This window comes from Altererythrobacter rubellus (assembly GCF_030284385.1).
Classification (GTDB): domain Bacteria; phylum Pseudomonadota; class Alphaproteobacteria; order Sphingomonadales; family Sphingomonadaceae; genus Erythrobacter; species Erythrobacter rubellus.
This window is the reverse complement of sequence record NZ_CP127221.1, coordinates 2,250,293-2,274,857: the sequence shown is the minus strand read 5'-3', so window position 1 is coordinate 2,274,857 and position 24,565 is coordinate 2,250,293. Positions and strand designations below refer to the sequence as shown.

Annotated in this window: 22 protein-coding genes and 1 tRNA gene; 7 read left to right on the top strand and 16 right to left on the bottom strand. The window is 57.4% G+C overall.

Annotated features, from left to right (window positions below; genetic code table 11):
* Position 1: 1 nt before the first annotated feature.
* Positions 2 to 2,674 carry an aconitate hydratase AcnA gene (gene acnA / locus QQX03_RS11365; RefSeq protein ID WP_285975825.1) on the bottom strand — a complete coding sequence of 891 codons (2,673 nt, stop codon included), beginning with the start codon at positions 2,672 to 2,674 and terminating at the stop codon, positions 2 to 4.
* 111 nt (positions 2,675 to 2,785) lie between these two features.
* The gene (locus QQX03_RS11360; protein ID WP_285975824.1) at positions 2,786 to 3,685 is read right to left on the bottom strand and encodes a DMT family transporter; all 900 of its coding nucleotides are present in this window, start codon (positions 3,683 to 3,685) and stop codon (positions 2,786 to 2,788) included.
* Between the two features lie 150 nt (positions 3,686 to 3,835).
* Here QQX03_RS11360 and QQX03_RS11355 point away from each other — a divergent pair, with 150 nt between their 5' ends.
* A complete protein-coding gene (locus tag QQX03_RS11355; protein WP_285975823.1) occupies positions 3,836 to 5,242 on the top strand; it encodes a L,D-transpeptidase family protein in 1,407 nt (468 codons plus the stop codon).
* A 3-nt stretch (positions 5,243 to 5,245) separates the two neighbouring features.
* Here QQX03_RS11355 and QQX03_RS11350 read toward each other — a convergent pair whose 3' ends face one another.
* The 5 genes from QQX03_RS11350 to ispG all read right to left on the bottom strand — a co-directional run bounded on the left by QQX03_RS11350 (position 5,246) and on the right by ispG (position 9,961).
* Entirely contained in the window at positions 5,246 to 5,944 is a 699-nt protein-coding gene (locus QQX03_RS11350) for a murein L,D-transpeptidase catalytic domain-containing protein (RefSeq protein WP_285975822.1), read from the bottom strand.
* 44 nt (positions 5,945 to 5,988) lie between these two features.
* A complete protein-coding gene (locus QQX03_RS11345) occupies positions 5,989 to 7,440 on the bottom strand; it encodes an NAD(P)-binding protein (protein WP_285975821.1) in 1,452 nt (483 codons plus the stop codon).
* A gap of 47 nt (positions 7,441 to 7,487) precedes the next feature.
* Entirely contained in the window at positions 7,488 to 8,375 is an 888-nt protein-coding gene (locus tag QQX03_RS11340; RefSeq protein WP_285975820.1) for a histone deacetylase family protein, read from the bottom strand.
* A gap of 31 nt (positions 8,376 to 8,406) precedes the next feature.
* Positions 8,407 to 8,706, bottom strand: coding sequence for a manganese efflux pump MntP (locus QQX03_RS11335; RefSeq protein ID WP_285975819.1), 300 nt, complete (start codon positions 8,704 to 8,706; stop codon positions 8,407 to 8,409).
* Positions 8,707 to 8,821: 115 nt separating this feature from the next.
* Positions 8,822 to 9,961: a flavodoxin-dependent (E)-4-hydroxy-3-methylbut-2-enyl-diphosphate synthase gene (ispG, locus tag QQX03_RS11330; protein WP_285975818.1), complete on the bottom strand. Its 1,140-nt coding sequence runs from the start codon at positions 9,959 to 9,961 to the stop codon at positions 8,822 to 8,824.
* A 253-nt stretch (positions 9,962 to 10,214) separates the two neighbouring features.
* On the opposite strand from ispG, the gene QQX03_RS11325 reads away from it, so the two are divergent.
* Complete coding sequence (locus QQX03_RS11325; protein WP_285977020.1) at positions 10,215 to 11,144, top strand: alpha/beta hydrolase fold domain-containing protein; 930 nt, start codon at positions 10,215 to 10,217, stop codon at positions 11,142 to 11,144.
* Position 11,145: 1 nt separating this feature from the next.
* On the opposite strand, the gene QQX03_RS11320 is transcribed toward QQX03_RS11325, so the two are convergent.
* The gene (locus QQX03_RS11320) at positions 11,146 to 12,093 is read right to left on the bottom strand and encodes an SDR family NAD(P)-dependent oxidoreductase (protein ID WP_285975817.1); all 948 of its coding nucleotides are present in this window, start codon (positions 12,091 to 12,093) and stop codon (positions 11,146 to 11,148) included.
* Between the two features lie 110 nt (positions 12,094 to 12,203).
* Here QQX03_RS11320 and QQX03_RS11315 point away from each other — a divergent pair, with 110 nt between their 5' ends.
* Positions 12,204 to 13,307, top strand: a complete 1,104-nt coding sequence (locus QQX03_RS11315) for an isoaspartyl peptidase/L-asparaginase family protein (RefSeq protein WP_285975816.1) — start codon at positions 12,204 to 12,206, stop codon at positions 13,305 to 13,307.
* A 317-nt stretch (positions 13,308 to 13,624) separates the two neighbouring features.
* On the opposite strand, the gene QQX03_RS11310 is transcribed toward QQX03_RS11315, so the two are convergent.
* Positions 13,625 to 14,518, bottom strand: a complete 894-nt coding sequence (locus QQX03_RS11310) for a prephenate dehydratase (RefSeq protein WP_285975815.1) — start codon at positions 14,516 to 14,518, stop codon at positions 13,625 to 13,627.
* 150 nt (positions 14,519 to 14,668) lie between these two features.
* Here QQX03_RS11310 and QQX03_RS11305 point away from each other — a divergent pair, with 150 nt between their 5' ends.
* Positions 14,669 to 15,301, top strand: a complete 633-nt coding sequence (locus tag QQX03_RS11305) for a c-type cytochrome (protein ID WP_285975814.1) — start codon at positions 14,669 to 14,671, stop codon at positions 15,299 to 15,301.
* Between the two features lie 43 nt (positions 15,302 to 15,344).
* Here the strand turns inward: QQX03_RS11305 and QQX03_RS11300 are convergent, their stop codons facing one another.
* A complete protein-coding gene (locus QQX03_RS11300) occupies positions 15,345 to 16,013 on the bottom strand; it encodes an RlmE family RNA methyltransferase (RefSeq protein ID WP_285975813.1) in 669 nt (222 codons plus the stop codon).
* Positions 16,010 to 17,281 (bottom strand): Ppx/GppA phosphatase family protein, encoded by a 1,272-nt coding sequence (locus tag QQX03_RS11295; RefSeq protein WP_285975812.1) that lies wholly within the window; start codon positions 17,279 to 17,281, stop codon positions 16,010 to 16,012. The genes QQX03_RS11300 and QQX03_RS11295 overlap by 4 nt, the downstream gene beginning before the upstream one ends.
* Before the next feature lie 188 nt (positions 17,282 to 17,469).
* Here QQX03_RS11295 and QQX03_RS11290 point away from each other — a divergent pair.
* Positions 17,470 to 17,543: transfer RNA gene (locus QQX03_RS11290), tRNA-Gln, on the top strand.
* A gap of 12 nt (positions 17,544 to 17,555) precedes the next feature.
* Here the strand turns inward: QQX03_RS11290 and QQX03_RS11285 are convergent.
* Entirely contained in the window at positions 17,556 to 18,647 is a 1,092-nt protein-coding gene (locus QQX03_RS11285; protein WP_285975811.1) for an Rv3169 family protein, read from the bottom strand.
* 3 nt (positions 18,648 to 18,650) lie between these two features.
* Positions 18,651 to 19,790 carry a phosphotransferase family protein gene (locus QQX03_RS11280; protein WP_285975810.1) on the bottom strand — a complete coding sequence of 380 codons (1,140 nt, stop codon included), beginning with the start codon at positions 19,788 to 19,790 and terminating at the stop codon, positions 18,651 to 18,653.
* A 44-nt stretch (positions 19,791 to 19,834) separates the two neighbouring features.
* Here QQX03_RS11280 and QQX03_RS11275 point away from each other — a divergent pair, with 44 nt between their 5' ends.
* Positions 19,835 to 20,719, top strand: coding sequence for an LOG family protein (locus QQX03_RS11275; RefSeq protein WP_285977019.1), 885 nt, complete (start codon positions 19,835 to 19,837; stop codon positions 20,717 to 20,719).
* 14 nt (positions 20,720 to 20,733) lie between these two features.
* Here the strand turns inward: QQX03_RS11275 and thiD are convergent, their stop codons facing one another.
* Genes thiD through glmM form a run of 3 tightly spaced genes read right to left on the bottom strand, consistent with a single transcriptional unit; the run spans position 20,734 to position 23,110 of the window.
* Positions 20,734 to 21,552, bottom strand: a complete 819-nt coding sequence (gene thiD, locus QQX03_RS11270) for a bifunctional hydroxymethylpyrimidine kinase/phosphomethylpyrimidine kinase (protein ID WP_285975809.1) — start codon at positions 21,550 to 21,552, stop codon at positions 20,734 to 20,736.
* Positions 21,549 to 21,773 carry a DUF1272 domain-containing protein gene (locus tag QQX03_RS11265; protein WP_285975808.1) on the bottom strand — a complete coding sequence of 75 codons (225 nt, stop codon included), beginning with the start codon at positions 21,771 to 21,773 and terminating at the stop codon, positions 21,549 to 21,551. The genes thiD and QQX03_RS11265 overlap by 4 nt, the downstream gene beginning before the upstream one ends.
* A complete protein-coding gene (gene glmM, locus QQX03_RS11260) occupies positions 21,773 to 23,110 on the bottom strand; it encodes a phosphoglucosamine mutase (RefSeq protein WP_285975807.1) in 1,338 nt (445 codons plus the stop codon). The genes QQX03_RS11265 and glmM overlap by 1 nt, the downstream gene beginning before the upstream one ends.
* Positions 23,111 to 23,244: 134 nt before the next feature.
* On the opposite strand from glmM, the gene QQX03_RS11255 reads away from it, so the two are divergent.
* Positions 23,245 to 24,468: a dicarboxylate/amino acid:cation symporter gene (locus QQX03_RS11255; protein ID WP_285975806.1), complete on the top strand. Its 1,224-nt coding sequence runs from the start codon at positions 23,245 to 23,247 to the stop codon at positions 24,466 to 24,468.
* Positions 24,469 to 24,565: the final 97 nt, after the last annotated feature.

Sequence of the window (24,565 nt, the reverse complement as noted above, 5' to 3'; positions counted from 1 at the left end):
CTTAGGACGCCAGCTTGCGCAGAACATAATGGAGGATACCGCCGTTCAGGTAGTATTCCAATTCGTTCGCCGTATCGATGCGGCTGCGCGCGGTGAAGCTGAAGCTGGTGCCATCTGCGCGGGTTACTTCAACTTCGACGTCCTGCTGCGGGGCAAGCCCAGCAAGGCCCTTGATGCTGAATGTGTCATCCGCCGTCAGGCCCAGCGTCTCGCGGGTATCGCCATCCTTGAACTGCAGCGGCAGCACACCCATGCCTACCAGGTTCGAGCGGTGAATACGCTCAAAGCTTTCGACGATCACTGCGCGGACACCCAGCAGGATGGTGCCCTTTGCCGCCCAGTCGCGCGAAGAGCCTGTGCCGTATTCCTTGCCGCCAATCACAACCAGCGGTGTGCCGTCGGCCTTGTGCTTCATTGCGGCGTCATAGATCGCCATCTGTTCGCCGTTGTAAGTAGTGTAGCCACCTTCAACACTCGGAACCATTTCGTTCTTGATGCGGATATTGGCGAAGGTGCCGCGCATCATCACTTCATGGTTGCCGCGGCGCGAGCCGTAGGAGTTGAAGTCCGCCTTCGCGACCTGATTGCTCATCAGATATTCGCCTGCCGGGCTGTCCTGTTTGATCGAGCCAGCGGGCGAAATGTGGTCGGTGGTCACCGAGTCACCCAGGATCGCGAGCGGTTTTGCGTCAGTGATGTCTGTGATCGGGGCAGGCGTCATCTCCATGCTTTCAAAGTAAGGTGGGTTCGCAACATAAGTGCTGCCCGGACGCCACTGGTAAGTGTCGGAAGCTTCCACCTGGATTGCCTGCCAATGCTCATCGCCCTTGTAGACGTCGGCATAGCGGCGCTCGAACATACCACGGTCAATATTTGCCACGCGGTGCTCGTAGACTTCCTTGTTGGACGGCCACAAGTCAGCGAGCATTACGTCATTGCCGTCCTGATCCTGACCGATCGGGGTAGTGGTGATGTCTTCCGTTACAGTGCCCTTCAGCGCGTAGGCCACAACCAGCGGCGGCGATGCGAGGAAGTTGGCGCGCACATCAGGTGACACGCGGCCTTCGAAGTTGCGGTTGCCCGACAGGACTGAAGCCGCAACGATGTCATTGCCGTTGATTGCCTTGCTGATTGGCGGTGCGAGCGGGCCAGAGTTGCCGATGCAGGTGGTGCAGCCATAGCCCACCAGATCGAAACCGATCGCATCGAGATCAGCCTGCAGGCCCGACTTCACGAGATAATCCGTCACGACCTGCGACCCTGGTGCAAGCGAAGTCTTGACCCAAGGCTTTGGCTTCAAACCCTTTTCGACCGCCTTCTTGGCGACCAGACCGGCGGCGATCAGCACGTCCGGGTTGGACGTGTTGGTGCAGCTGGTGATTGCCGCGATCACAACATCGCCGTCGCCGATATCGTGATCTTTCCCCTCTACCGCGACACGCGCAGGCGCAGACTTGCTGTAAACCTTCTGCAAGTCGCCATTGAACAACTCGTCCACTTCGGAAAGGATGACCTTGTCCTGTGGACGCTTCGGCCCTGCCAGCGACGGGACGACCGATGACATGTCGAGCTCTAGCGTGTTCGAGAATACCGGCACATTGTCCGGCTCGAACCACATGCCTTGTTCCTTCGAATAGGCTTCGACTAGCGCAATCTGTTCTTCGCTGCGCCCTGTCAGACGCAGATATTCGAGCGTTTTGTCATCGACGCCAAAAAAGCCGCAGGTCGCGCCATATTCAGGCGCCATGTTTGCGATGGTTGCACGGTCTGCGAGCGAAAGGTTCGAAACGCCCGGGCCGTAGAATTCTACGAAACGCCCTACCACGCCAACTTCGCGCAGCATCTGCACACAGGTCAGCACCAGATCGGTTGCAGTAATGCCTTCAGCCATCGCGCCGGTGAGCTTGAAGCCGACAACTTCCGGGATCAGCATGGAAACCGGCTGACCCAGCATGGCTGCTTCGGCTTCGATGCCGCCCACACCCCAGCCCAGCACGCCAAGGCCGTTGATCATGGTGGTGTGGCTGTCAGTGCCGACACAGGTGTCAGGGTATGCGATAGTTGCGCCGTCCTGATCCTGGCTTGACCACACGCCCTTGCCGATGTGTTCCAGATTCACCTGGTGGCAAATGCCCGTTCCGGGAGGAACCGCACTGAAGTTCTGGAAGCTTTTTGAGCCCCATTTCAGAAAGTCATAGCGCTCTGCATTGCGCTGATACTCAAGCTCGACGTTCTTCTCGAAAGCCTTGGGGTGGCCAAATTCGTCCACCATGACCGAGTGGTCGATTACGAGATTCACGGGAACCTGCGGGTTGATCTTGGCAGTATCACCGCCAAGCTTGGCAATCGCGTCACGCATTGCTGCCAGGTCAACCACGCATGGAACGCCGGTAAAGTCCTGCAACAGCACGCGCGCAGGGCGATACTGGATCTCACTGCCGGTAACCGGGTTCTTCTGCCAGTCAGCGATCGCCTGAATATCGTCCGTGCCAACAGTGAAGCCACCATCTTCAAAGCGCAGCATGTTCTCAAGCAGCACTTTCATCGAAATCGGCAGTTTCGAGACATCGCCAATCGTCTGTGATGCCTTGGTAAACGAGTAATAGGCATATTCCTTACCGCCGACATTGAGTGTTGAGCGGGTTCCGAGGGTGTCCTTGCCGACCTGGGTCATTGGAGAAGTGTGTCCTTTCGTGATTTCGCGTGCCACCAGCAAGGGTATGCGGGGCACCGCATTTGCTGCGGCACCTGCTCCCTCACGCGCGCGAGGTCAAGAGGGTGAGAGTCAGATCGCCGCCTGTTCGGGCGGTAGCAGCTGTTTTTTGCGCCTAGCCACTAACAGGCACCCCGCAACGATCAGAATAGCGCCCGCAACAGTAGTGGCAGTTACCCGTTCAGCAAAGAAGACCCATCCGAACAGTGCTGCCCACAAGAATCCCGAATATTCCATCGGCATCAATACCTGGGCTTCGGCGCGCGCATAGGCCCAGGTCAGCGCAAATGCGCCTGCTACGGTCAACCCAGCCGAGATTGCAATGTCGCGCAGTGCGGCTGGTTCTGGCAGCGTAAAAAACCACGGCGCGAATACCAGCAGGACAAGGCAGGCCACGCCGCTATGAAAGGTGGTGGCCTCTGCCGGGCTTGAGACCAGCGCTTGTTTGCGAATGATGATGAAGTTCACTGCATAGAGCATGGCAGAAAAGAATATCGCCCCAAGACCGAGCAGCGTTTCAGTCTGGTATTCCGCTTCTCCCAATCGCCCGCTGACAATCACAACTGTCCCGGCCAGGCCAAGAATCGACGCAAGGATCGATTCCTTGCGTATCACTTCGCCGAGCCAGACAGCGGCAAGATAAAGCGCTATCAAAGGCGCGACGAATGAAATGGCAATGGCTTCTGCAAGCGGCAATTTGGTTATCGCATAGAAGAAGCTTAGCGCCATAAAGCCGGACACTGTGCCCCGCAGAAAATGCAGTTTTAGAACAGGCTGCGAAGGCCAACGCCCTCCGGAACCGAGCCAGATCGGCGCGATAATCGCCGTACCCATGGCCGAGCGAAGAACTGACGCGCTATAGGCGCCTGCGGCAAGGGCCGCCACTTTCATGAAGGCGTCCATCAAGGCGAGAAGCCCGACCCCTAGCAATGCAGCCGCAATTGGAAGCAAGATGCTGTGCCGTCCGCCCATTCGGCGGGCATAGCGGCGACCCGCTAGCGCGTCATCTCAATTAATCAATTCAGCCATGCGAAAGGCGCAATTGATAGTGAGAGACAAGTGAATTATATTGGATCCAAGGCATTGCGTGGCGCGAAGCTGTTACACGGGACTGAACAAAGAATGCGAGCTAAATCAGGTAAATGGTTGGTCAGCGCGGCTATGGTCGCGCTCGCGGTGCATGCGCCAGCGCTTGCGCAGGACGCCGAACTGGATGACCCCCTGACGCAGGCTGAAACGCTTCCTGAAGCCGAAGCGGAACGTGAACCCGCACCGCGCAATATGGAAGAGGCATTCCCGCGGATGTTCTCTGACCCGATCGTGCAGGGCGAATACGGCGGTGAAGTTGTCCCACTCACGCAGGAATGGACGCCTGCGCAGGCATCAGCGCTCGCTCTTGTCATTCGTGATATCGGCAGAGAAGGTCTCGACCCGGCCGATTACCGTCTTATAGAACTTATGACCGAGATCGGCCGCGGCGCGTCAGACCGGCTTAGCGAAATTGCAAGCGAAGCCTTCGTCTGGTTGGTTGAAGACCTACGTGATGGGCGCACACCAATGGAGGCGCGCAAGCAATGGTTCGTGATTGACCCTGATCGCGACGTGTATCGCAGCGGAGAATTGATGCGGACGGCGCTGGAAAGCAGCGATATTGCCGGTGCGTTTGAACAGATCAAACCAACGCACCCGGACTACACACGGTTGCGAGATGCCTTGGCGAACACTCCGGAAGAGGATGCGCAAACCCGCAAATTGATCCGCGCCAATATGGATCGCTGGCGCTGGCTCGGGCGCGACTTGGGCAATCAATATCTGATAACCAATGTGCCTGAGTATCAACTTCGGCTGACAGTGCGTGACAAGATCATAAGCAGTTATCGAACCATTGTCGGCAAACCCGGACGCACCGCCACACCGCAACTTGCGGAGACTGTTGAAGGTGTCGTCTTCAACCCGACCTGGACGGTTCCACAATCGATTGTTGTGGGTGAAGGACTAGGCGACAAAGTTCTCAACAATCCTGCGTGGGCTCGTTCGCAAGGCTACACACGTGCGCAATACGATGGCTGGGTCAGCGTGGTCCAGCAGCCAGGACCGACGAATTCGCTGGGACGGATGAAGCTGCACATGCCCAATGAGCATGCGATTTTTCTGCATGACACACCGTCGCGCCATCTGTTCGCAAACGATATGCGGGCCCTAAGTCATGGGTGTATCCGCACTGAGCGCGCGCTGGAACTGGCCATCACAATGGCGATTTTGGGGCGTGGTGTAACAAAAGAAGAGGCGGTCGAAATTGCTACTTCGGGCAAGTATACGTTAGTGCCGATCGAGCGCCGACTACCTGTCTACATCACCTATTTCACCATGGCCACGGATATTAATGGCGAGCTGGAAACCTTTGAGGACATTTATGATCGTGACGGACCTGTTCTCGCGAGCCTAGAGATGCCGCGCAGAGCTGATCGTGCGCGCCACACCGATGAAGAGGTGATTGTAATCGAGGATGACCTGCAGGACGCGCCCTAAGTTCTAGAACGTTCCCGTCGCATATCGCTGCACCAGGGTTGGTCTGTCCGGCCGCAAGGGCTCGATGTTGACTGGATGGCGTGTGCCATCGTCTTCCAGACCTAGGCTGTCCGCGAAGAGCAATCTGCCGCCTGACAAGTTGGTGAGCGCGATCCGGAATTGTTCTTCACCCAAGGCAAAACAACCATTTGAGCGCCCCAGACGGCCCCACTGCTCGATATGCGACGGCTCGGCATATTTGGCGCGGTGCATCACGATATAGCGGCTGAGCGCGGCATCATTGGTCGGATCGAGGCCGCCCAACCGCACCGATGTGCCGAAGCGTCCCTGATACCATTCCCACGTCACATAAGCGCCGCGGCTGGTCGCGTTGGAACCTTCGACATTGGAATAGTTGTTGAGCCAGCCGTCATGTTCCGGATCGGAGCCGGTACCGTGGCTGACGTGAAAGCTTTGCACTTCTTCGCGTTCCAGATTAACGAAGTGGAAGCGGCGCTTGGCCGAGTGCAGGCCAAAGTCCGCGATGCCCACTATGTCGCGTTTCCAGATCGCCTCGCCGGCACGGTCAAGTTCAGCTCTGGCCAGTTCGATCAGAGCTCTGTTACGCACAGAGCCTTTCTGCACCTGCGCAAAAACGCGCGCGGGCGCGGCCAATGCCGCGCTGCTTGCCAATCCGCCAATCAAAAGATCACGCCGTTTCATCGTTGTGGCAGTATACCGCAAAAGCGTACCAAAGGTGAAGCCATTTAGTCTGCTTCGTGGATAGCCTTTGCTTGCATCCCCAGCCGGATCAAGTCGGGCATATGCTGCTGGGCTGCTTCGCGAAACTCCTCCAGGATGGAAAGACGAGGGCTATTCTCCGCCATCAACTCTGCGATCACAGGCCCGCCATTGTCGAGCCTTGAACGTGCGAGAAACGCCATGATCTCCGGCTTTTGCGACCATGCGCCCCGATTCATCATGCTGATCATCTGCGCATAAGGGAATGTAGCCGGGGTATCGGTAAGTGGCCCCGGGCTCGCGATCAGATTCTTCTCGTTATCATCCTCGAAATGGGCTTCGATAAAGGCGGCCATGGCTGCGCTGAAAGTGACTACAGGCACGTGCAGCGGCTGCAGAACGATCTCGTCTTCGCGGAACAGCGGCCCGGAGCGCTGCCGCGCTTCGAACGGTACGGCAGAGGCGGTGCAATCGATGAACAGCGAACTCGCCGGCATGCTGACTTCACTGTCTGCAAACACCATCTTGCCTGGCTGCAGTGCGGATACGCGCCCCATTCGGATCACGTCCTTTACCTGACGCAGAATATCGATTTCGCCCTGGCTGATTGTGGCGTAGTGGAACATTTCCGGCTCTACGCTCTCGTCGATACGCAGGTAATAGCCTTGCTCACCCAGCTTGCGCATCCATTCCGCACCGTCCTGTGCCTCGCCCGCGGTGCGAAGCAGAGCCAATTGCATGCTCATGACCTGCTCGAAGAACTGCTTGCCGGGTTGTGTGTAATCTCGGTTCCACAGCCAGCTTTCGCGCGGGCGGACCCAGCTGATGCTGTCCGGATCGACCCCAGCCTGGATCAGCCATACAACGGTATCCATTGCGGTCTTGCCCGCGCCCAGAACAACATATCGTTCAGGAAGCGTGTCTGGCTCCATCCAGAGAGCGGGCAGATCACCCGGGACGGCTAGATCGACGCCCGCGGCCACTTCGAAGTTCGGGGTGTGGGTAGAAGGAACGCTGGTTTGATAGAATGTCGCATCCACCAGCTTGCGGCGGATCACGATTGTCGTCTCGCCGCCGTTCAGGATCGATCGGATGGTGGCGACGCCATTGTCATCACGGCCAAGATACTCACTCAAACGATGGTAGGCGACGCGCCCCGTCGGCAACAAACGCATGTTCATCAGTCGTTCGAAATAGGCGAGCACTTCCTGTCCGCTGGCAAGTGCGAAGAGCCCTTTGTTCGGGCCGTGAGTGTCAATCTGTTCGCTGGGGAATGCCATCGAGTTGACGCCATATGTTCCGCTGGGCTGATGCAAGGCAACGAAACCATAGGCATCATTCCAGTGCCCGCCGGGCTTGGCGTGCTTGTCAACAAAGGTGATATGGCAATCGGGATCTTCGTCGATCAGCGTATCAGCGAAGGCAAGGCCTACTGCGCCTGCACCAACGATAAGATAGTCTGTTTCGAGATCGGCCATTCGAGGCGCTCCTGTTTCTTCTGCGCTGCGACCGCCCTCTGCCTAGCTTAAACCCCTGTGGATTGCACTTGTGAATTTTCGTCCGCCATGGCCAGCATCGATCGCGCGTGCCGCTCGGCGACTTCGCCTTGGTCGTCGCCATACCCCCCACCCAGGGAGGAGGCGATCGGTAGACTGCGCTGGCGTGACTGACGGATCACGAAACGGTCGCGGGTCTCCAGACCGGCGTCGCTAAGCGCAAGCCGGCCGAGCCTGTCATTCGCGTGCGGATCGACCCCAGCCTGATACAGCACGAGGTCGGGCGCGAAATCTGCCAACAGGTTTGGCAGATGCTTCTCCAGCGTCTCCATATATCCATCGTCGTCCAAACCATCGGGCAAATCCACATCCAAACTTGAGCGGGCTTTCCGCACGGGGAAATTCTTTTCCGCATGCATGGAGAAAGTGAACACAGTCTCGCGGCCTGCGAGCAGGCTCGCGGTGCCATCACCCTGATGCACGTCAAGATCGACGATCAGGATGCGACTAGCATCGCCTTCTGCAATCAAACGGTTTGAAGTGACCGCCAGATCGTTGAAGACGCAGTAACCCGCGCCGGTATCATGCAGCGCATGATGGCTGCCCGCGGCGGAATTGGCGGCATAGCCGTGATCCATTGCTAGTTTAGCCGCTAGCCAGGTCCCACCATTGGTGTGACGCACGCGGCTTGAAATTTGCGGTGTAACTGGAAAACCAATCCGGCGTTCCTTCTCGCGAGGGACGGCGGCGCGAAGCACTTCGTCGACATAGTTGGGGCAATGCACTGCTTCCAGCCATTCGCGCGGCATCGGCTCAGGTGCATGTTCGGTCATGGCCGCTCCGCTTCGACGAAGCGCTTCTATCACGAGGTAGTATTTGTCGAACTTGAAAGTGCCGCGCTCTGGGCGCGGCGCCATATAGTCAGCGTGATGAACAACATGGAGCATATCAAGCGGCTATTGTGTGATCGAATACGATATTGACGCCCAATAAGATCAGCATCACGCCACCGGCAATCTCTGCATGGCGACCGCACCTGTCGCCGGCGCGCTGCCCGAATTCAATTGCGATGGCGGAGAGAACTGCAGTCACTACGGCAATTGTTGCGCAGGTTGCCAGCGGCGGGAGATCCAATGTCGGAAGAGTTATACCGGCCGCAAATGCATCAACACTCGTGGCAATCGAGGCAGCCCATAGGGCAAAGCCGGAAAGTCTGGCGGAGCCTTCACCGTTGCGCTCATCGGACAATATCAGATGCCTTTGCGGGTGTCGCCGTTTCGTCAACAACTGCTGGCAGCGAAGCAGGTTCGTTCACCTCTTCAATCTGCGTCTGATCCGCTGAGGATGTTGAAGCCTTTTTCATCTATTCCGCTGCCACCTTGTGCGGATCGAATGCTTCGGCCTCGCCTGCTTCGATTGCCGTAGCCTTGTCTTCGACCAGCTTCACGATGTGATCCAGCATATCGTCGCTTTCGATATGGTGATCCTTTACGCCTGAGAGATAGACCATATGCTTGCCCGATCCGCCACCGGTCAGGCCGATATCGGTCTCACGCGCTTCGCCCGGTCCATTGACCACACAGCCCAATACGGAAAGGCTCATCGGCGTTTTGATATGCTCTAGCCGCTTTTCGAGCCTCTCTACCGTGCGGATGACGTCAAAGCCCTGACGTGAACAGCTGGGGCATGACACCACGCGGACCCCACGGGTTCGCAGGCCGAGCGCCTTCAGCATTTCAAAGCCGACTTTGATTTCCTGCTCTGGCTCAGCAGAGAGCGACACGCGGATCGTGTCGCCAATGCCGGCCCAAAGCAGCGACCCGATGCCGATGCTCGATTTGACTGTGCCTCCGATCAGCCCGCCTGCCTCTGTGATGCCAAGGTGGAGCGGGCAATCGACCGTTTCGGCTAGGCCGTGATAGGCTGCGACCGCCAGAAATACATCGCTGGCTTTGACCGCGACCTTGTACTCATGAAAATCGTGATCCTGCAGCAGTTTGATATGATCAAGCGCGCTTTCGATCAGCGCTTCCGGGCAAGGTTCGCCGTATTTTTCCAGCAGGTCTTTCTCTAGCGAACCGGCATTCACGCCGATCCGGATCGCGCAGCCATTGGCCTTCGCCGCGCGGACGACTTCGGCAACTCGCTGCGATGATCCGATATTACCAGGATTGATGCGCAAGCAGGATGCGCCCGCGTCTGCCGCTTCCAATGCGCGTTTGTAGTGAAAGTGGATGTCAGCAACGATTGGAACACGCGCAGCTTTTGTGATCTTGCCGAATGCAGCGCTCGCTTCAACCGTTGGCACCGATACGCGGATAATATCTGCGCCAACCTCTTCGCAGCGCCGGATCTGGTCGATCGTTGCAACGGCGTCCTCAGTTGGCGTGTTCGTCATGGTTTGAACCGTGATTGGCGCATCGCCGCCCACCGGAACATTGCCCACCATGATCTGGCGGCTCTTGCGACGTTCAATGTCGCGCCAAGGTCTGACTGATGACATGCAAGGCCATATAGTCAGCCTATGATGAAGGGGCAATGACAAGCGGCGCAATCGGACACCCCTTACGGCGAAATTTGCATGTTGCTGGCGGGTAAAGATTCGTCCGAAGAGCAAATGCATGATGCGGCGATGCGGGCAGGCGCTTTGCTAGGGCGATGGCTCAACGAGGGGCTGATTGCCTTTATAGAGGCTTGACTTATCTCACATGATCCCCCGACCATGCAGGCAACGAGAACAGGGGGACTAGGTGAAGATGTCCATCGGTGAACTGCGCAGTCCAAAGCCGAGCTTGCTCATGCGGCTGCTAACTTGGCTGGTTTCGAAGCGGCCAAGCGTATTTCCAAAAACCGCTGGCGAAGTCGCTCCGTTCCTTGATGGGCGCAAATTGCCACCTGACGCGCTGATGCCCGACAGCTTCAATTCCAGGTTCACTGTCGAGAATTGGACAGCGGCTGGCCATGATTGCGTTACGCTGCACCCAAAGTTGGGGAAGGGCGCAACTCACATTCTTTACTTTCATGGCGGCGGATTTGTGCTGCCGATGTTTGGTGTGCATTGGCCGCTGGTGGCGGACATGGTCGAGCGCACAGGTGCGAGTGTGACTGTGCCGCTATATCCCGTTGCCCCTGAAAGTTCGAAGCAAGTTCAAGACGAAGTTGCGGATGCAGCCTATTCTAAGCTGCTGGAGCAGTGGGAGGCACCCAACATCATCTTGTCGGGCGATAGCGCAGGCGGTCATATGGCGCTGGCTCTTGCTTTTAGGGCGATCCGCAATGGTGGTGCAAAGCCGGGCAAACTGGTGCTGTTCGCTCCATGGCTGGACGTCACGATGGCTGACGAGGCCATGCGCGAGGTTGAGCCACATGACGTGATGCTGAAGGTCGATGCGCTTAGAGAACTCGGTGCAATCTGGGCTGGCGATGAAGACCCAGCTGGTGCTAGCTGCAGCCCGCTTTATGCCAGCGATGCCGAGCTTTCCAAGCTTCCGCCGACACAGATCTATGTCGGACGGCACGATCTGTTTGTGATCGACAGCCGCACCTTTACGACCAAGCTATCCGCTGCTGGTGGTGACGTGCAGCTTTATGAATACGCCGGTGCGCCGCATGTCTTCATGGCAATCCTGCCGACACGCGAGTCCAAGGATTGCTTGAAGCTTGTTGGCGAATTCGTCTGCGCCTGATTTAGGCGGAAAAGCTTTCGCCGGTCATCTGTTCGCTGATTGACCACAGCTGATCGGCGATGTCTGGATCGATGGCGTAGCTGCGCACGCCGCCGGCAGACGACTCATCGTCATTTTCGGCCACATGGCAATCTTCGCAATATACGCCGCCTTTGCCCTCCAGTTCGGGAGAGATCGCCGCCCAGCAGGTTGTTGCTGCACCTTGTGGAATGGTCTTCCATTCAAACGCGCTGTCACTGGTGGTGACACGTGCCAATAGCGCTTCGATGTCCTGCTCCGTCAAATGCCGCCCAAGATTGGTCTGGATGCCGCCTGGGTGCACAGCATAGACATGAATGCCCTTGTCTGCGAAACGTTGCTCAAGTCCTACGCTGAACAGAATATTGGCGGTCTTGGCTTGACCATAGCTCGCCCATTTCTCGTATTCGCGGTGTTCGAAATTGGGGTCATCCAGATCAACCGGGGCAAAGTGATGCCCGCGGCTGGATAGATTGACGATGCGTTTGTTCTGCCCCTTCTCGATCAGCGGTATCAAATGCTTTGTCAGTGCGAAATGGCCCAGATGGTTGGTGCCAAACTGCATTTCGAACCCGTCGGATGTCTGCGCTTGGGGACAAGCCATTACGCCCGCGTTATTGATCAGAATATCGATCTTGTCGAAGCGCTCGTTTGCCTCTGCGCCGCAGGCACGAATGCTTTCCAGCGATCCCAGATCGCCTACAATCGTTTCAACCCTTGCGCTTGGAACATCGGCTTCGATCGCGGCCTTGGCTTCGTCCAGCTTTGCCTGATCGCGCCCGGCGATCACCACATTTGCGCCCTTTGCAGCCATGGCGCGCGCAGTTTCCCGGCCCAGGCCTGAATTGCCGCCCGTGACGAGCACAGTCTTGCCGGACAGATCGTGCCCGCCAAGCACCTCATCCGCAGTCGATTGTGCACCAAATGCCATGATCACTCTCCCAAGCTAGATTTTCATCCAGCAACTTACCCCCCAAGCCGGCCATCGCCAAACGCAAAAGTCGGTTGCCATCTTCCATGCACTGACGAATAGTGCGACCCATGAAAAAACTGCTTGCGCTGCTCGCCTTGGTTTCAGCAATCGTCGGAGGATCCGCTTTGGCACAGGACAGTCCAAAATGGTCGATTGCGATCCATGGTGGGGCAGGCACGATAAAGCCGGATAGCGTTCCCCCAGAAAAGGAAGCCGAATACGAGGCGGCATTGCAGGAAGCGTTGGATGCGGGCGCTGCAATCTTGGCCGAAGAGGGTAGCGCCATGGATGCCATTCAGGCGGCGATTGTGCTGATGGAAGACAATCCGTTGTTCAATGCGGGCAAGGGCGCGGTCTACACGTGGGAGGGCGAGAACGAGTTTGATGCGTCGATTATGGACGGGCGTGATCGCAGCGCGGGCGCGATAACTGGCGTGAAAACGATCAAGAATCCGATCATGTTGGCGGACAAGGTGCGCACGGATAGCCCGCACGTCTTCCTGATGGGTGAAGGCGCGGAGCAGTTTGCTGCGGAACGTGGTGTCGAAAGTGTCCATCCGAGCTGGTTTGAAACCGAGGCTCGCAAGCAATCGCTTGAGCGGATGAAGGCCCGCGAGCTATCGGCACTGGATGTCGATCTGAAATTCGGTACTGTGGGTGCGGTTGCACTGGATCAGGACGGCAATATGGCAGCTGGCACATCGACCGGCGGCATGACTGGCAAGCGCTGGGGCCGGATAGGAGACGCGGCAGTGATCGGGGCAGGGACCTATGCCGACAATCGCAGCTGCGCCGTCTCTGCCACCGGCTGGGGTGAATATTTTATCCGCGTTGGGGTGGCGCAGGAGATTTGCACGCGGCTGCGGATTGCCAATGAGCAGGAAGAGCGAGAGCTTCTGACTACGCTTCGCCGGTTCATTGGTCGCAAGCAGGTTGATACCGGTGCCGCGCGAGAACAACGCGCCAAGGCGACGGCTGATGACGTTATGGCTGAAGTCAAGGAGCTTGGCGGTGATGGCGGTATCATACTCGTCACACCAGAAGGCTATGCTCTTTACAGCTTCAACACGGCGGGCATGTATCGCGGCCGCGCCAACAGTGAGGGCGTGAACGAAGTGGCGATATTCGGCGGTGAGGTAAGCGACGTACCCCCCGCCACGCCCGATCACTAAGCGCTAGTTTTCGTCCAAGTCGCAGCCGCGCGCTTCCACTTTGGGCCGGATTTCGCGGTAAGCGGCCTGCGTTCGCACCAGAGGGATATAAGGGTGCAGGTGGTAGAAGATGTGATACTGCATGCACATCGACCCGATATTGCCTACCAAACTCTTCCAGCTGCGCGTGTTGCGGTATCTTTCTCACTCAGCGTCCGGATGATGCGGCGCCCACGACAAGAAAAAGCAGGTGGGTTATGGAATTTGGTGACACGCTGCGCAACGCTAGGCAACCGCCACTAGCTGCCTTTCCTAGTGCTTTTTTCGGTAGGGGCGTTCTATCCGCGGGCGCGGGCTTGGCGGTAGCTGCCAAGGATTGCCAATTCCTTGCAATGGAAAGCCAATTCTTCCAGCGCACGGTCGACCGCCGGATCACCCGGCGCACCTATAATGTCAGCGTAGAACATTGTTGCGGAAAAGCTCGTGCCCTTTTGATAGCTTTCCAGTTTGGTCATGTTGACGCCATTGGTCGCGAAGCCTCCAAGCGCTTTGTAAAGCGCGGCAGGGATGTTCTTCACTTCGAAAACGAAGGTTGTGATTGCATCCTGGTCGGCAAGCGTGACCGGGTCGACGGCTTCGCGCGCGCAAATGACGAAGCGTGTCATGTTATCGGCGGCATCTTCCACATTGTGCTCGGCAATCTCCAGACCATACAGTTCCGCTGCGATCGCTGGCGCGATGGCGCAAAGGTCGGGGTCTTGTTTCTCCGCGACGAATGCTGCGGCACCTGCCGTATCGGCATGGCTCAATGGTACGATCCCGCGCTCGCGCAGGAAATGGCGCGATTGGCCCAGTGCTTGTGGGTGGCTGTAAGCGGCGGTGTAGGGGCCCTTGGTGATTCCCATCAGCGCATGGTGGATCGGCATAAAATATTCGCCGACGATCTTCAGGCCGGACTCGGGCAGAAGAAAGTGAATGTCAGCCACGCGTCCATGCTGAGAATTCTCGATCGGAATGATTGCGCATGCGGCTTTGCCTGCCTTTACTGTTTCCAGCGCATCAGCAAAGCTGAAGCACGGCAGCGGCAAGTGATCCGGGCATGCCTCCATCGCGGCACGGTGAGAATTGGCGCCTGGAGAGCCCTGAAACGCGATGGCGCGTTCTGGCTCTGCTTGCGCGGCGGCTTGCATGGTCTCGACCATCGCCATGGCAGGGGCAGGAAAGCTTTGCATCGCGCTTGCGCCTATCGCGCTGGCTCGCGCGCCGCAAGCCTATTGCACACGCTGCAACAGATAGTGCTTTGATCGGTCTTGCTAAGCGGCGCGCGCGAGACTAATGCGGCCACCGTTTATTGCAGAGCAAATTTCAGGTTACATCGCATCATGGATGATCGTTTCAATACAATCGCTGGCTGGGTTCTCTTCGCAGGCATTATTGCGCTGGGCGCTTCAACTCTGAGCTACAAGTATTTCAAGGGTGAGCGCCCTGAGACACTGGGTTATGTGATTGAAGGCGTAGAGGTCGAAGGTGCAGGTGCAGCGGCTGAGATGACAATGGCTCAGGCGCTTAGCATGATGTCAACCGACGATCAGATTGCGGCTGGCGAACGCGTTTTTGCGAAATGTGCGGCTTGCCACACTGTTGAGCAGGGCGGCGCAAACGGCATCGGCCCAAATCTTTATGCGGTCATGGGCGCAGGGATCGGTAATCATGTACCAGGCTATGCGTATAGTGACGCGCTGGCCGGCGTTGGCGGTACGTGGAACTGGGAAACCATGGATGCGTGGCTGAAGAATCCGCGCGGTTTTGCCGATGGCACGAAGATGAGTTTTGCAGGGCTTCCCAAGATCGAAGATCGCGCGGCTGTTGCCATGTATATGAACTCGATGGGCTCGAATCTGCCAGTTCCTGAGTATGTGGAAGTGCTCGCTGAAGATGGTGGCGAAGGCGAAGATCCAGCCGGCGAAGTTGCTGCTGAGGAAACCGCTGAAGGCGAAGCCGTCGCAGCCGAGTAAAACTCTCTTTAAACTCAAAGAGATTTCTAGGGGCCGTGGCGAGTTAGTCGCTGCGGCCCTTGAACTTTTGCGCCACCACATACCATTCGGATGATCCTTTGCGGCTTGCTGGCGGTTTCGCATGCTTGACCGATTTGAAGTGCTTCTTCAACAGTTTGAGGAGGTCATCATCTGTACCGCCTGCCAGAACCTTTGCTACAAAGGCCCCGCCTTCGGTCAGGTTCTCGACCGCGAACCATGCCGCCGCTTCAACCAAGCCCATCGTGCGTAGGTGATCGGTCTGTTTGTGACCGACTGTGTTCGCAGCCATATCTGACATCACCAGATCAGCTGGCCCTCCCAGCGCCTCTTCCAGCGCGGTGGGCGCGGCATCATCCATGAAATCCATCTGGAATATGGTCACGCCTTCGATCGGCTCAGTCTCAAGCAGATCGATGCCGACAACTGTTGCTTTGGGGGCAAGCTTGCGCACCACCTGGCTCCATCCACCGGGCGTGATGCCTAGGTCTACCACACGGGTTGAGCCTCGGATCAATCCGAACCTGTCATCCAGCTCGATCAGCTTGTATGCCGCGCGGCTGCGATAGCCGTCCGCCTTGGCTTGCCTGACGTAAGGGTCATTGAGTTGTCGCTCGAGCCAACGGGTCGAAGACGCGGTGCGTTTCTTCGCTTTGCGAACGCGTTTGATAGGATCTTTCCCGGAGCGGCTCATGCGTCATATCCCATGTTTGGATCGCGTGCGGGCCAACTGGGCCGATCTTCATGTATTGGGTGAGGGTGAGCCAGCTCGTTCGCCATCAGACTGCGCAAAATGCCCTCGCGAATTCCGCGGTCTGCCACGCCCAGCCGTGTTGCCGGCCAAATATCCAAGATCGTTTCGAGGATAGCGCAGCCAGCCACCACAAGCTCTGAGCGGTCCTTGCCGATGCAAGGCACTTGCGCACGATCTTCGGGTGATTTGCTGGCCAGCATCTGTGTGATGCCGCGCATGGATTGCGCTGGCACAATCAGGCCATCGACGGCGTTGCGGTCATACTGCGGTAGCTTGAGGTGCAGGCTGGCAAGCGTTGTCACAGTGCCACTTGTGCCGAGAAGTCGCAGGTCGCCTTGCTCTGCCGCAGGGCCGATCCGCTTGGCGAAATGAGAGAAACTTTCACGCACAACCCTGCGCATCTTTGCGTAGACAGCCGCACGTTGCTCCGCGTCGCCTTCAACTTTGCCGACTGTGTCAGTCAGCGAAACGACACCCCAGGGCACGCTGAGCCAATCGACCATTTGTAGCACACCGCTGCCGGGTTCGAGCAAAACCAATTCGGTCGAGCCGCCACCAATATCGAATATGATCGCCGGGCCTTGTCCTTGCTCGAGCAGAATCTGACAGCCTAGAACTGCCAAGCGAGCCTCTTCCTCTGCGCTTATGATATCCAGCGCGATGCCGGTTTCTTCGCGCACTCGCTCAATAAACGCTTCGCCGTTGGAGGCACGTCTGCAAGCTTCCGTTGCGACCGAGCGCGCCAGATAGACATTGCGGCGGCGCAGCTTGTCCGCGCATACGTATAACGCTGCGACGGTGCGATCCATCGCATCGTCACTCAGCTTGCCAGACATTGCCAGATTTTCGCCAAGGCGAACCACACGGCTGAAAGCGTCGATGACAGTGAACCCCTCACCAGAGGGTCTTGCGATCAGAAGCCGGCAATTATTCGTGCCCAGATCGATAGCAGCATAGGCTTGCCCGGGGCGCGGGCCGGACGAGACGAAGGGCCTTGGCGGACCTTTGTGCTGCTTGGGCGGGTTCTTGCCGCGCGGTTGCGTCTGGCTGCGCGATGCAGCGCCGGCACGCGCATTACCTTTGCGCAAAGCGCGGTCTTTTTTGGGCTTACCTGGGCGTTTGTAGCGAAAATCGGCTACTTTGCCGGACTTGCCGCCCTTGCGATGGCTTGCCCCATTTTGTTCGTCCGGCGGAGAGAAATCCGCCATAATCAATACTTTCTTTCCTCCCGCCGCGTTTCGCGCACGGGGACCTGCCCCTTAGCTAGCGATTGAGGTGGCGTCGGGCAAGCATTGAGCATGCAATCCGCGCTCTATTGGCCTTGACCTAAGGCAGGTGCGAAACTAGATGCGCGGGCGCTTCGCGGTGCATAACGTTCTTCTGCTGCCGCTGATGATGCCCCGTCGTCTAATGGTAAGACTACGGACTCTGACTCCGTCAATTGAGGTTCGAATCCTCACGGGGCATCCAATTTTCTTCATGTCAGCCTGATGCCGGATCCAGCAGGCCGGTCAGCCCAAGCGGGCTGAACGGGCCAATGATCAGCTGTTCGAAGATGCCGATGCCATTCTTCTCGGGCGTAATTGCTTGCACGATCACTTGTACATGCAGGTTCTCGGGCTGAAGCGGATCGATATTGGCCAGGTCGATATCTTCTCGCGCAACCTTGAGCATCCCGTGGTGCAGACCGTGGTTCCATTCCGGGTGAGTGTAGCCCAGCCCTTTCATCTGGAACCTGCCGATCGGCTCAAAGGTCAATTGTTCGGGTGCGCCTGGCACAGCCAATGAAAGCGTGCCTCCATTCGGCCAGCGCGTGCCAGCTTCCAAACGGGTGCGCATCGATCCGTCACCTTCGGCGATATCAGCGGCATCGGCCCGGACAGGCGCCCATGCCGCGCGTGTGTTCCACGCTTCGCCATGTTCATCATTGTTGACGTGGAAAAACAGACTGCCGTCCGCAAAATTGATTGGTGTCCATTGCCAGAAGAATGCTGGCGTGGGTGCGCCCGGCATAGGCTGCATGTCGCGCGCGCCAACGGGCCTTACACCCCAGCTCCGGTCACGCGTGCCGCAAGTCCCTTCGGCCATTTCTTCGCGAACACCATCCAGCGATATCCACCCTTCGTAGTGTCCGTTTTGCGTCATTCGGGTGTAGTCCATGAAAGCGCGCGGTCCGATCCGGTGCGTAAAGCGCGGCTCCTCGATCGGGAAGGAGAGCCCGGTGAAGGTGAATTCTCCCGCAATGCCGTCGGTTTCCTCAATCGTGACTTTGAGCTGATGCAAGGGTTCGACCACTTCGATTGAAATCGGGCCGACTTTCATCGCCATCCGTTCCATGCCCAGCTCACAGCTCGCATGGAGGCAGTATTGTGTGCTACCCCGGATAAAGCTGAAATGCGCGTCCGCTACGTCGAGATGAGGGTAGACACCGAAAGCTAGCGCAAAGAATCCGCTCCCGTCAGAGGCATAACCGTTAAAGAAGTAACGATCGTAGAAATTACGGTCGGTGCCGGCATATGCGACAGGTTCCGGCGTTTGGTGGATGGGAAATTCATCGCCCTTGCTAAGTGCCATCGATCAATTCTCCTTCAACATTTTGAGACTACCATGCTCAAGCGCGAGCGCGCAGGCTCCGCGTACCATGGACAGGAAATTGGCGTCTCCGCGTTCCGTGCGCTCAACAAAGGCGGCGCTGAACACTGCTGTCGACACGCCGTGCAATGCGCCGATCACATAGTCGCGCCAAATGTCATCGTGCCTGAGCGGAACGCCGCGCGCGGTCATTTCAGAGCAGTACAGGTCGAGCAGTTCAGCTTCATATCTTTGTCGCAGTTTGTTCCCGATCCCGCAGCCCATGAAGTAGCCGATATCGGTCATGGGATGGCCAAGCGACAAAGTTTGCCAGTCGAGAATCGCAATCGGCTCCGCGCCGCTGCCAATACCGAACAGCATGTTATCGAGTCTGAAATCGCCATGCACCAGGCTGACTTTCGGGTGATTGCGCAACAGCCATGTATCGCTTGCCGCAAGATCTGAGCAGACCGCCATGAATTCCGGTTCAAGCGCATCGGCATAACGTTCGGCGAATACCGCCTGCGCTTGCGGATAGAGAGCGCGGATTTGCGAAGTTACGGCCTCTTGCGGTTGGAGCCAATCGAGAGACAGGATGGCGGCATTCTTCCACGAAGGGGCGTGCAAAGCGGCGGCTTGACGGATTGCATGACACGCTTCGTCGAAAGAGCAGCTATCGAGCTGATTGCCTCCTTTTTCAGGCTCTAGGTCTTCGAAAAGAAGCACAAAGCTGCTTCCATCATCATTGACTTCAGCAGCGTAGGTGGCGGGAACCCGCACATCGAGTTGCTGAGCCAGGTCGCGGTAAAACCGGACTTCCTTGGCGTAGAGGCCCATCATCGCGGCCGTGCCGCGGCTGGTTGGATTTGCGGCCGGAAACTTGCCGGCGACCGTCGCTGGGCCTGCGCCGGCCTGATCATAGTTCAAGCTAATCCTGGCGCTATCGCCGACCTGCCCTGTTCCGATCGGCTCCCAGCGAAAGCCGATGACATTGCCGCGTTGCAGCAACCCAGCTTTGTGCAAGCGATCAGTCAGCCATTCCGGCGTTATGTCGTCGGGATGTGACGGGAATGCCGCCATGTATCCTTCTCCCCTCTCAGCCAGCATATGCGGCATATTGCCCGGCTGCAATTGTGCATGGAACACAAAGTTCCTTGCTCCGTATTCCCGCCAAGCCTATTCGCATGGCAATGACAGATGGACAGAATGACCATGAGCTGGCGGGACGCAAATTCTATCCTGCCAATGAAGAAGCGCTGTTCACTGAGAACTGCCCTGACCAAACCCCGCAAACCGAGCATCCCGCTTACAAGCTGGCCTTTCGCGACACAGACTTCCTGCTGCGCGATGAATTGCGCCCTGTGCGATTTCAGCTGGAATTGCAAAAGCCGGAAATGCTGCTTGATGAAGCGCGTGTTGGCTCCACACTGGTGATGTATGGTTCAGCGCGTATTCCTTCGCCTGAAACTGCGCAGGCAAAGGTTGATGCCGCCGCCAACGGCACTGAGTATGAGCAATTGGTCGCGAAGCGCCTTGCCGAGAAGGCAATGTATTACGATCAGGCCTATAAGCTTGCACGATTGGCTTCGGAAAAAGCCATCATTGAAGACGGGTTGCGGCAATTCGTCGTATGTTCGGGTGGTGGCCCATCGATCATGGAGGCGGCCAATCGCGGCGCGAGCGATGCTGGCGCTGAATCGATCGGGCTCAATATCGTGCTACCGCATGAGCAAGCGCCGAACTCTTACGTGACGCCATACCTGTCGCTGAACTTCCATTATTTTGCGTTGCGCAAGATGCACTTCCTGCTTCGGGCGCGTGCCGTGGCGGTCTTCCCCGGCGGCTTTGGCACATTCGACGAATTCTTCGAACTGCTTACACTCATCCAGACCGGCAAGATGAAACCGATCCCGATCCTGCTGTTTGGCAAGCATTTCTGGCAGCGGGTTGTCAATTTCGAAGCGATTGCGGAAGAAGGTACGATCGCCAAAAAGGACCTCGAGCTCTTCAAATGGTGCGAGGACTATGAGGATGCGTGGAACCACATCGCAGAGTTTTACGAGCTTACCCGGTAGGGGTGCTCGCTAGCTTAAGCTTCTGACTGCTTGGTGGCCAATTGGTGGCCAAGCGGACCATTGCCGGATCCAAACCCGGGTGCAGCTTCTATCGCCCGGTAGACGAAATTGCGCGCAAGCGTGATCGCATGATCAAGCGGTTGGCCATGCCCCAGCAATGTCGCGATTGCTGCCGACAGTGTGCACCCTGTGCCATGAGTATGAGGCGTGTCGATACGTGTGTGGCTGTATTGCAGTGCTCTGCCATCAGGAGCCACAAGCAGATCGATGACCTGGTTTGCGCTCGAATGTCCGCCCTTTGCAAGAACATAGGTGTCATAGCTGCGCGCAAGCTCAGCCGCAGCGCTTTCCATCAGGCCGGTATCGCGCAATTCGCGTTCAGCCATATGCTCTAGCTCGGGCAGGTTCGGAGTGAGCAGAGTGGCGCGGGAGAAGAGCAGATCTTCAATCGATGCCATAGCATCCGGCGCGATCAATGGTGAACCCGATGTCGCGATCATCACCGGGTCGAGCACGATCGGTGTGCCTTGGGGAAGCCTATCGAGCTCTTTGGCAACATGCTCGATGATATCGCGGTCATGAAGCATGCCGATCTTGACTGCGTCGACGCCGATATCCTCTACGCAGCTCGCGATCTGCTGGCCGACAAAGGCACCGCCCATAGGGGCAATAGCCTGAACACCAATGGTGTTTTGCGCAGTCGCGGCTGTAACAGCCGTCATCGCATAGCCGCCGAGCATGGTGATTGTCTTGATATCCGCCTGGATCCCTGCGCCGCCGGAGGAATCCGATCCAGCTATGCTGAGGATGCGAGGAGGGCTGGCCGTGCTCATCCGGCGAATTTCCGCTCGCTTGAAGGGGGGAATTTCTCTTGCAGTTTCTTGGTGCGGGTTGGCCGATCCATCAGCTCTCCGCCGCAATTTGGACAGACATCATCCAGGTGTTCCGCGCATTCTGCACAAAAGGTGCATTCAAAGCTGCAAATGAACGCGCCAGGCGCCTCTGCAAGCAAATCCGTACCGCAGTGTTCGCAATCAGGCCGCATTTCCAGCATCAGATTGCATTCCTCACAGCGTCACAGATACGGTCGACCACCTCTTCTACCTGCGCTGCGTCATCGCCCTCGGCCATCACCCGGATAACCGGCTCTGTTCCGGAAAGACGGATCACTACGCGTCCTTTGCCGGCGAGTTCCGCTTCGGCGTCTGCGATAACCGATTGGACGTTGGCATTGGCCAGTGGAGACGTGCCTTCGTAGCGGACATTCTGGAGCAATTGCGGCACAGGATCGAAGAGATGAAACAGCTCGCTGGCAGGTTTGCCTGTCCGCACGAGACCGGCGAGAACCCGCAACGCAGCGATAGTTCCATCTCCGGTTGTTGCATGGTCGAGCAATATCATATGTCCCGACTGCTCGCCGCCTAGATTGAAGCCGCCTTCCTTCATACGCTCCAGAACATAGCGGTCACCGACTTTGGTGCGTTCCAGCGATAGACCTATGCCTTGCAAATAGCGCTCTAACCCGAGGTTCGACATCACAGTGGATACCACCCCACCACCACGCAGGTTGCCCTTCTCTTGCATCCGCGTCGCGATCAACGCCATCAACTGGTCGCCATCGACCGTTTGACCTTTTTCGTCGACAACGATCAATCTGTCTGCATCGCCGTCGAGCGCTATCCCGATATCAGCGCCTTCCGCGACGACCTTTGCCTTGAGCACGCCGACCGCTGTCGATCCTACTCCGTCATTGATGTTGAGCCCGTCGGGCTTCACACCTAGCGTGATGACATCAGCACCCAATTCCCAGATCGCGGTCGGTGCGACCTTGTAGGCCGCGCCATGCGCGCAATCGATTACGACTTTAAGGCCATTGAACCGGATATCCGCGGCAATCGACTGTTTAACCGCATGAATGTAGCGGCCGGCAGCATCATCGATACGGCGGGCACGACCGATTTCGGCTGGCGGAACCAGCTGCGGTTCACCCTCGAGCAGCGCTTCAATGGCGATTTCATCTTCATCCGACAATTTGAAGCCGTCGGGGCCGAACAGCTTAATGCCATTGTCTTCATAGCGGTTGTGGCTGGCAGAGATCATGACGCCCATATCCGCCCGCATTTCGCGAGTAAGAAGCGCGATCGCCGGCGTGGGCAAGGGGCCGGTCATAATGACATCGACGCCAACACTCGTGAATCCGGCGACCAGCGCGTTTTCCATCATATATCCGGACAGGCGAGTGTCTTTTCCGATGACGACGCGATGTCGGTGTTCTCCGCGGGCGAAGTGGGCGCCTGCGGACTGTGCGACGCGCATGACCATCGCCGCGGTCATCGCCCCCTGGTTCGTTCGTCCCCTAATGCCGTCTGTGCCGAAGAACTTTCGTCCCATCTGTTGTGCATCTCCGCCTTGTTTGCCTGTTATCCGTGTAGCAATATTTGCCTCTCGCCTTTGGCGTGGTTATCGCGCGAAGGGAAGAGCAGGGATGACATAATTTGACGGACGGCACGCAAACTCGCTTCGAATTGTCGACAATCAAACTGCCTGTGGCATGGACATTTGCTGGGCTGGTCGGCGGTCTACTTGCCGGCATGTTTCTTTCAGGGACCACGTTTATTGACAATGTTGTCGAATGGACGCGGCCGGTAGGCACGCTGTGGCTGCGCGCACTTCAAATGACGATTATTCCCTTGGTGGCTGCCTTGCTGGTGCTGGGGATTGTGCAGCTGGCTTCGGCTGCGAAGGCGAGTGCGGCGGCTCGACGAATGTTGCTGTTAGTATTTGGGGTGTTGGTTGCAGGCGGCGTAATAACGGCGGCCCTATTGCCGTGGCTTCTCACAATGGTCCCTGTTCCCGAATCCGCATCGGCATTCCTTGCCGAGACGCCCCAGGAAGCGCAGCAGGTACCTGAGCTATCGGATTTTCTAGCATCACTCGTTGCACCGAATATCGTTGCCGCCGCTGCGGAAACAGCGATGCTTCCTCTGACGATATTCTTTGCGCTGTTCGCGGTTGCGATCACCCAGTTGCCTGAGAAGCAGAGCGAGACGCTGCTTAATTTCTTTCATGCGCTTGCCAATGCGATGCTCCAGATAATTGGTTGGGTCTTGTGGCTGGCCCCTATTGGCGTGTTTGCCTTGGCTTTAGGCGTAGCGGCACGCGCTGGCGGAGGGGCATTCGCTGCACTGGGTCACTACATCATTGTTGTAAGCGCAATGGGCGGCTTCGTGCTGATCGGCGCATACATTCTTGCGTGTGTGCTGGGCGGAGTTTCGCCATGGCGATTTGCGAAGGCCGTACTTCCGGCACAGGCGGTAGCTGTTTCGACGCAAAGCTCGCTCGCCAGCCTGCCGGCCATGCTCGACAGCTCTGGCAGACTGGGTCTGCGCCAAAGCACTTCAGAGTTTGTATTGCCGCTGGCTGTTGCGATCTTCCGTGCCACGAGCCCTGCGATGAATCTGGCGGTTGCGATTTACGTCGCGCATCTTTCTGGGGTCGAGATTTCTCCAACGCTCTTGGCGGGGGGAATTGGAGTGGCGATCATTATCAGCATTGGCTCGGTCAGCCTGCCCGGATCGATCAGCTTTGTTGTTTCCATCGGACCAATCGCCATTGCGATGGGTGTGCCGGTGGAGCCACTGGCGTTGCTGGTTGCAGTTGAAATGCTGCCGGATATCATGCGTACACTAGGCAATGTGACGATGAATGTGGCGGTCACCAGCGCGGTCGATCGCATTCAGGAAGACTAGCCCGAAGCTCACTGCGACCGTTTGCATTCCTTGCAAGCCGAGTTGTGCAACCCATATCGGTTTCGTGCGTTATTCACTTGTAACCAAACAGAATTTT

What these genes read in the sequence shown, in the direction of transcription:
- QQX03_RS11360 (WP_285975824.1), bottom strand. Translation starts at nt 3,685, where the DNA reads ATGGGCGGACGGCACAGCATCTTGCTTCCAATTGCGGCTGCATTGCTA.
- QQX03_RS11315 (WP_285975816.1), top strand. Translation starts at nt 12,204, where the DNA reads ATGAAAAAACTGCTTGCGCTGCTCGCCTTGGTTTCAGCAATCGTCGGA.
- acnA (WP_285975825.1), bottom strand. Translation starts at nt 2,674, where the DNA reads ATGACCCAGGTCGGCAAGGACACCCTCGGAACCCGCTCAACACTCAAT.
- QQX03_RS11310 (WP_285975815.1), bottom strand. Translation starts at nt 14,518, where the DNA reads ATGCAAAGCTTTCCTGCCCCTGCCATGGCGATGGTCGAGACCATGCAA.
- QQX03_RS11350 (WP_285975822.1), bottom strand. Translation starts at nt 5,944, where the DNA reads ATGAAACGGCGTGATCTTTTGATTGGCGGATTGGCAAGCAGCGCGGCA.
- QQX03_RS11325 (WP_285977020.1), top strand. Translation starts at nt 10,215, where the DNA reads ATGTCCATCGGTGAACTGCGCAGTCCAAAGCCGAGCTTGCTCATGCGG.
- glmM (WP_285975807.1), bottom strand. Translation starts at nt 23,110, where the DNA reads ATGGGACGAAAGTTCTTCGGCACAGACGGCATTAGGGGACGAACGAAC.
- QQX03_RS11340 (WP_285975820.1), bottom strand. Translation starts at nt 8,375, where the DNA reads ATGGCGCCGCGCCCAGAGCGCGGCACTTTCAAGTTCGACAAATACTAC.
- QQX03_RS11320 (WP_285975817.1), bottom strand. Translation starts at nt 12,093, where the DNA reads ATGGCATTTGGTGCACAATCGACTGCGGATGAGGTGCTTGGCGGGCAC.
- QQX03_RS11285 (WP_285975811.1), bottom strand. Translation starts at nt 18,647, where the DNA reads ATGGCACTTAGCAAGGGCGATGAATTTCCCATCCACCAAACGCCGGAA.
- QQX03_RS11345 (WP_285975821.1), bottom strand. Translation starts at nt 7,440, where the DNA reads ATGGCCGATCTCGAAACAGACTATCTTATCGTTGGTGCAGGCGCAGTA.
- ispG (WP_285975818.1), bottom strand. Translation starts at nt 9,961, where the DNA reads ATGTCATCAGTCAGACCTTGGCGCGACATTGAACGTCGCAAGAGCCGC.
- QQX03_RS11275 (WP_285977019.1), top strand. Translation starts at nt 19,835, where the DNA reads ATGACAGATGGACAGAATGACCATGAGCTGGCGGGACGCAAATTCTAT.
- QQX03_RS11355 (WP_285975823.1), top strand. Translation starts at nt 3,836, where the DNA reads ATGCGAGCTAAATCAGGTAAATGGTTGGTCAGCGCGGCTATGGTCGCG.
- QQX03_RS11295 (WP_285975812.1), bottom strand. Translation starts at nt 17,281, where the DNA reads ATGGCGGATTTCTCTCCGCCGGACGAACAAAATGGGGCAAGCCATCGC.
- QQX03_RS11305 (WP_285975814.1), top strand. Translation starts at nt 14,669, where the DNA reads ATGGATGATCGTTTCAATACAATCGCTGGCTGGGTTCTCTTCGCAGGC.
- QQX03_RS11300 (WP_285975813.1), bottom strand. Translation starts at nt 16,013, where the DNA reads ATGAGCCGCTCCGGGAAAGATCCTATCAAACGCGTTCGCAAAGCGAAG.
- QQX03_RS11265 (WP_285975808.1), bottom strand. Translation starts at nt 21,773, where the DNA reads ATGCTGGAAATGCGGCCTGATTGCGAACACTGCGGTACGGATTTGCTT.
- thiD (WP_285975809.1), bottom strand. Translation starts at nt 21,552, where the DNA reads ATGAGCACGGCCAGCCCTCCTCGCATCCTCAGCATAGCTGGATCGGAT.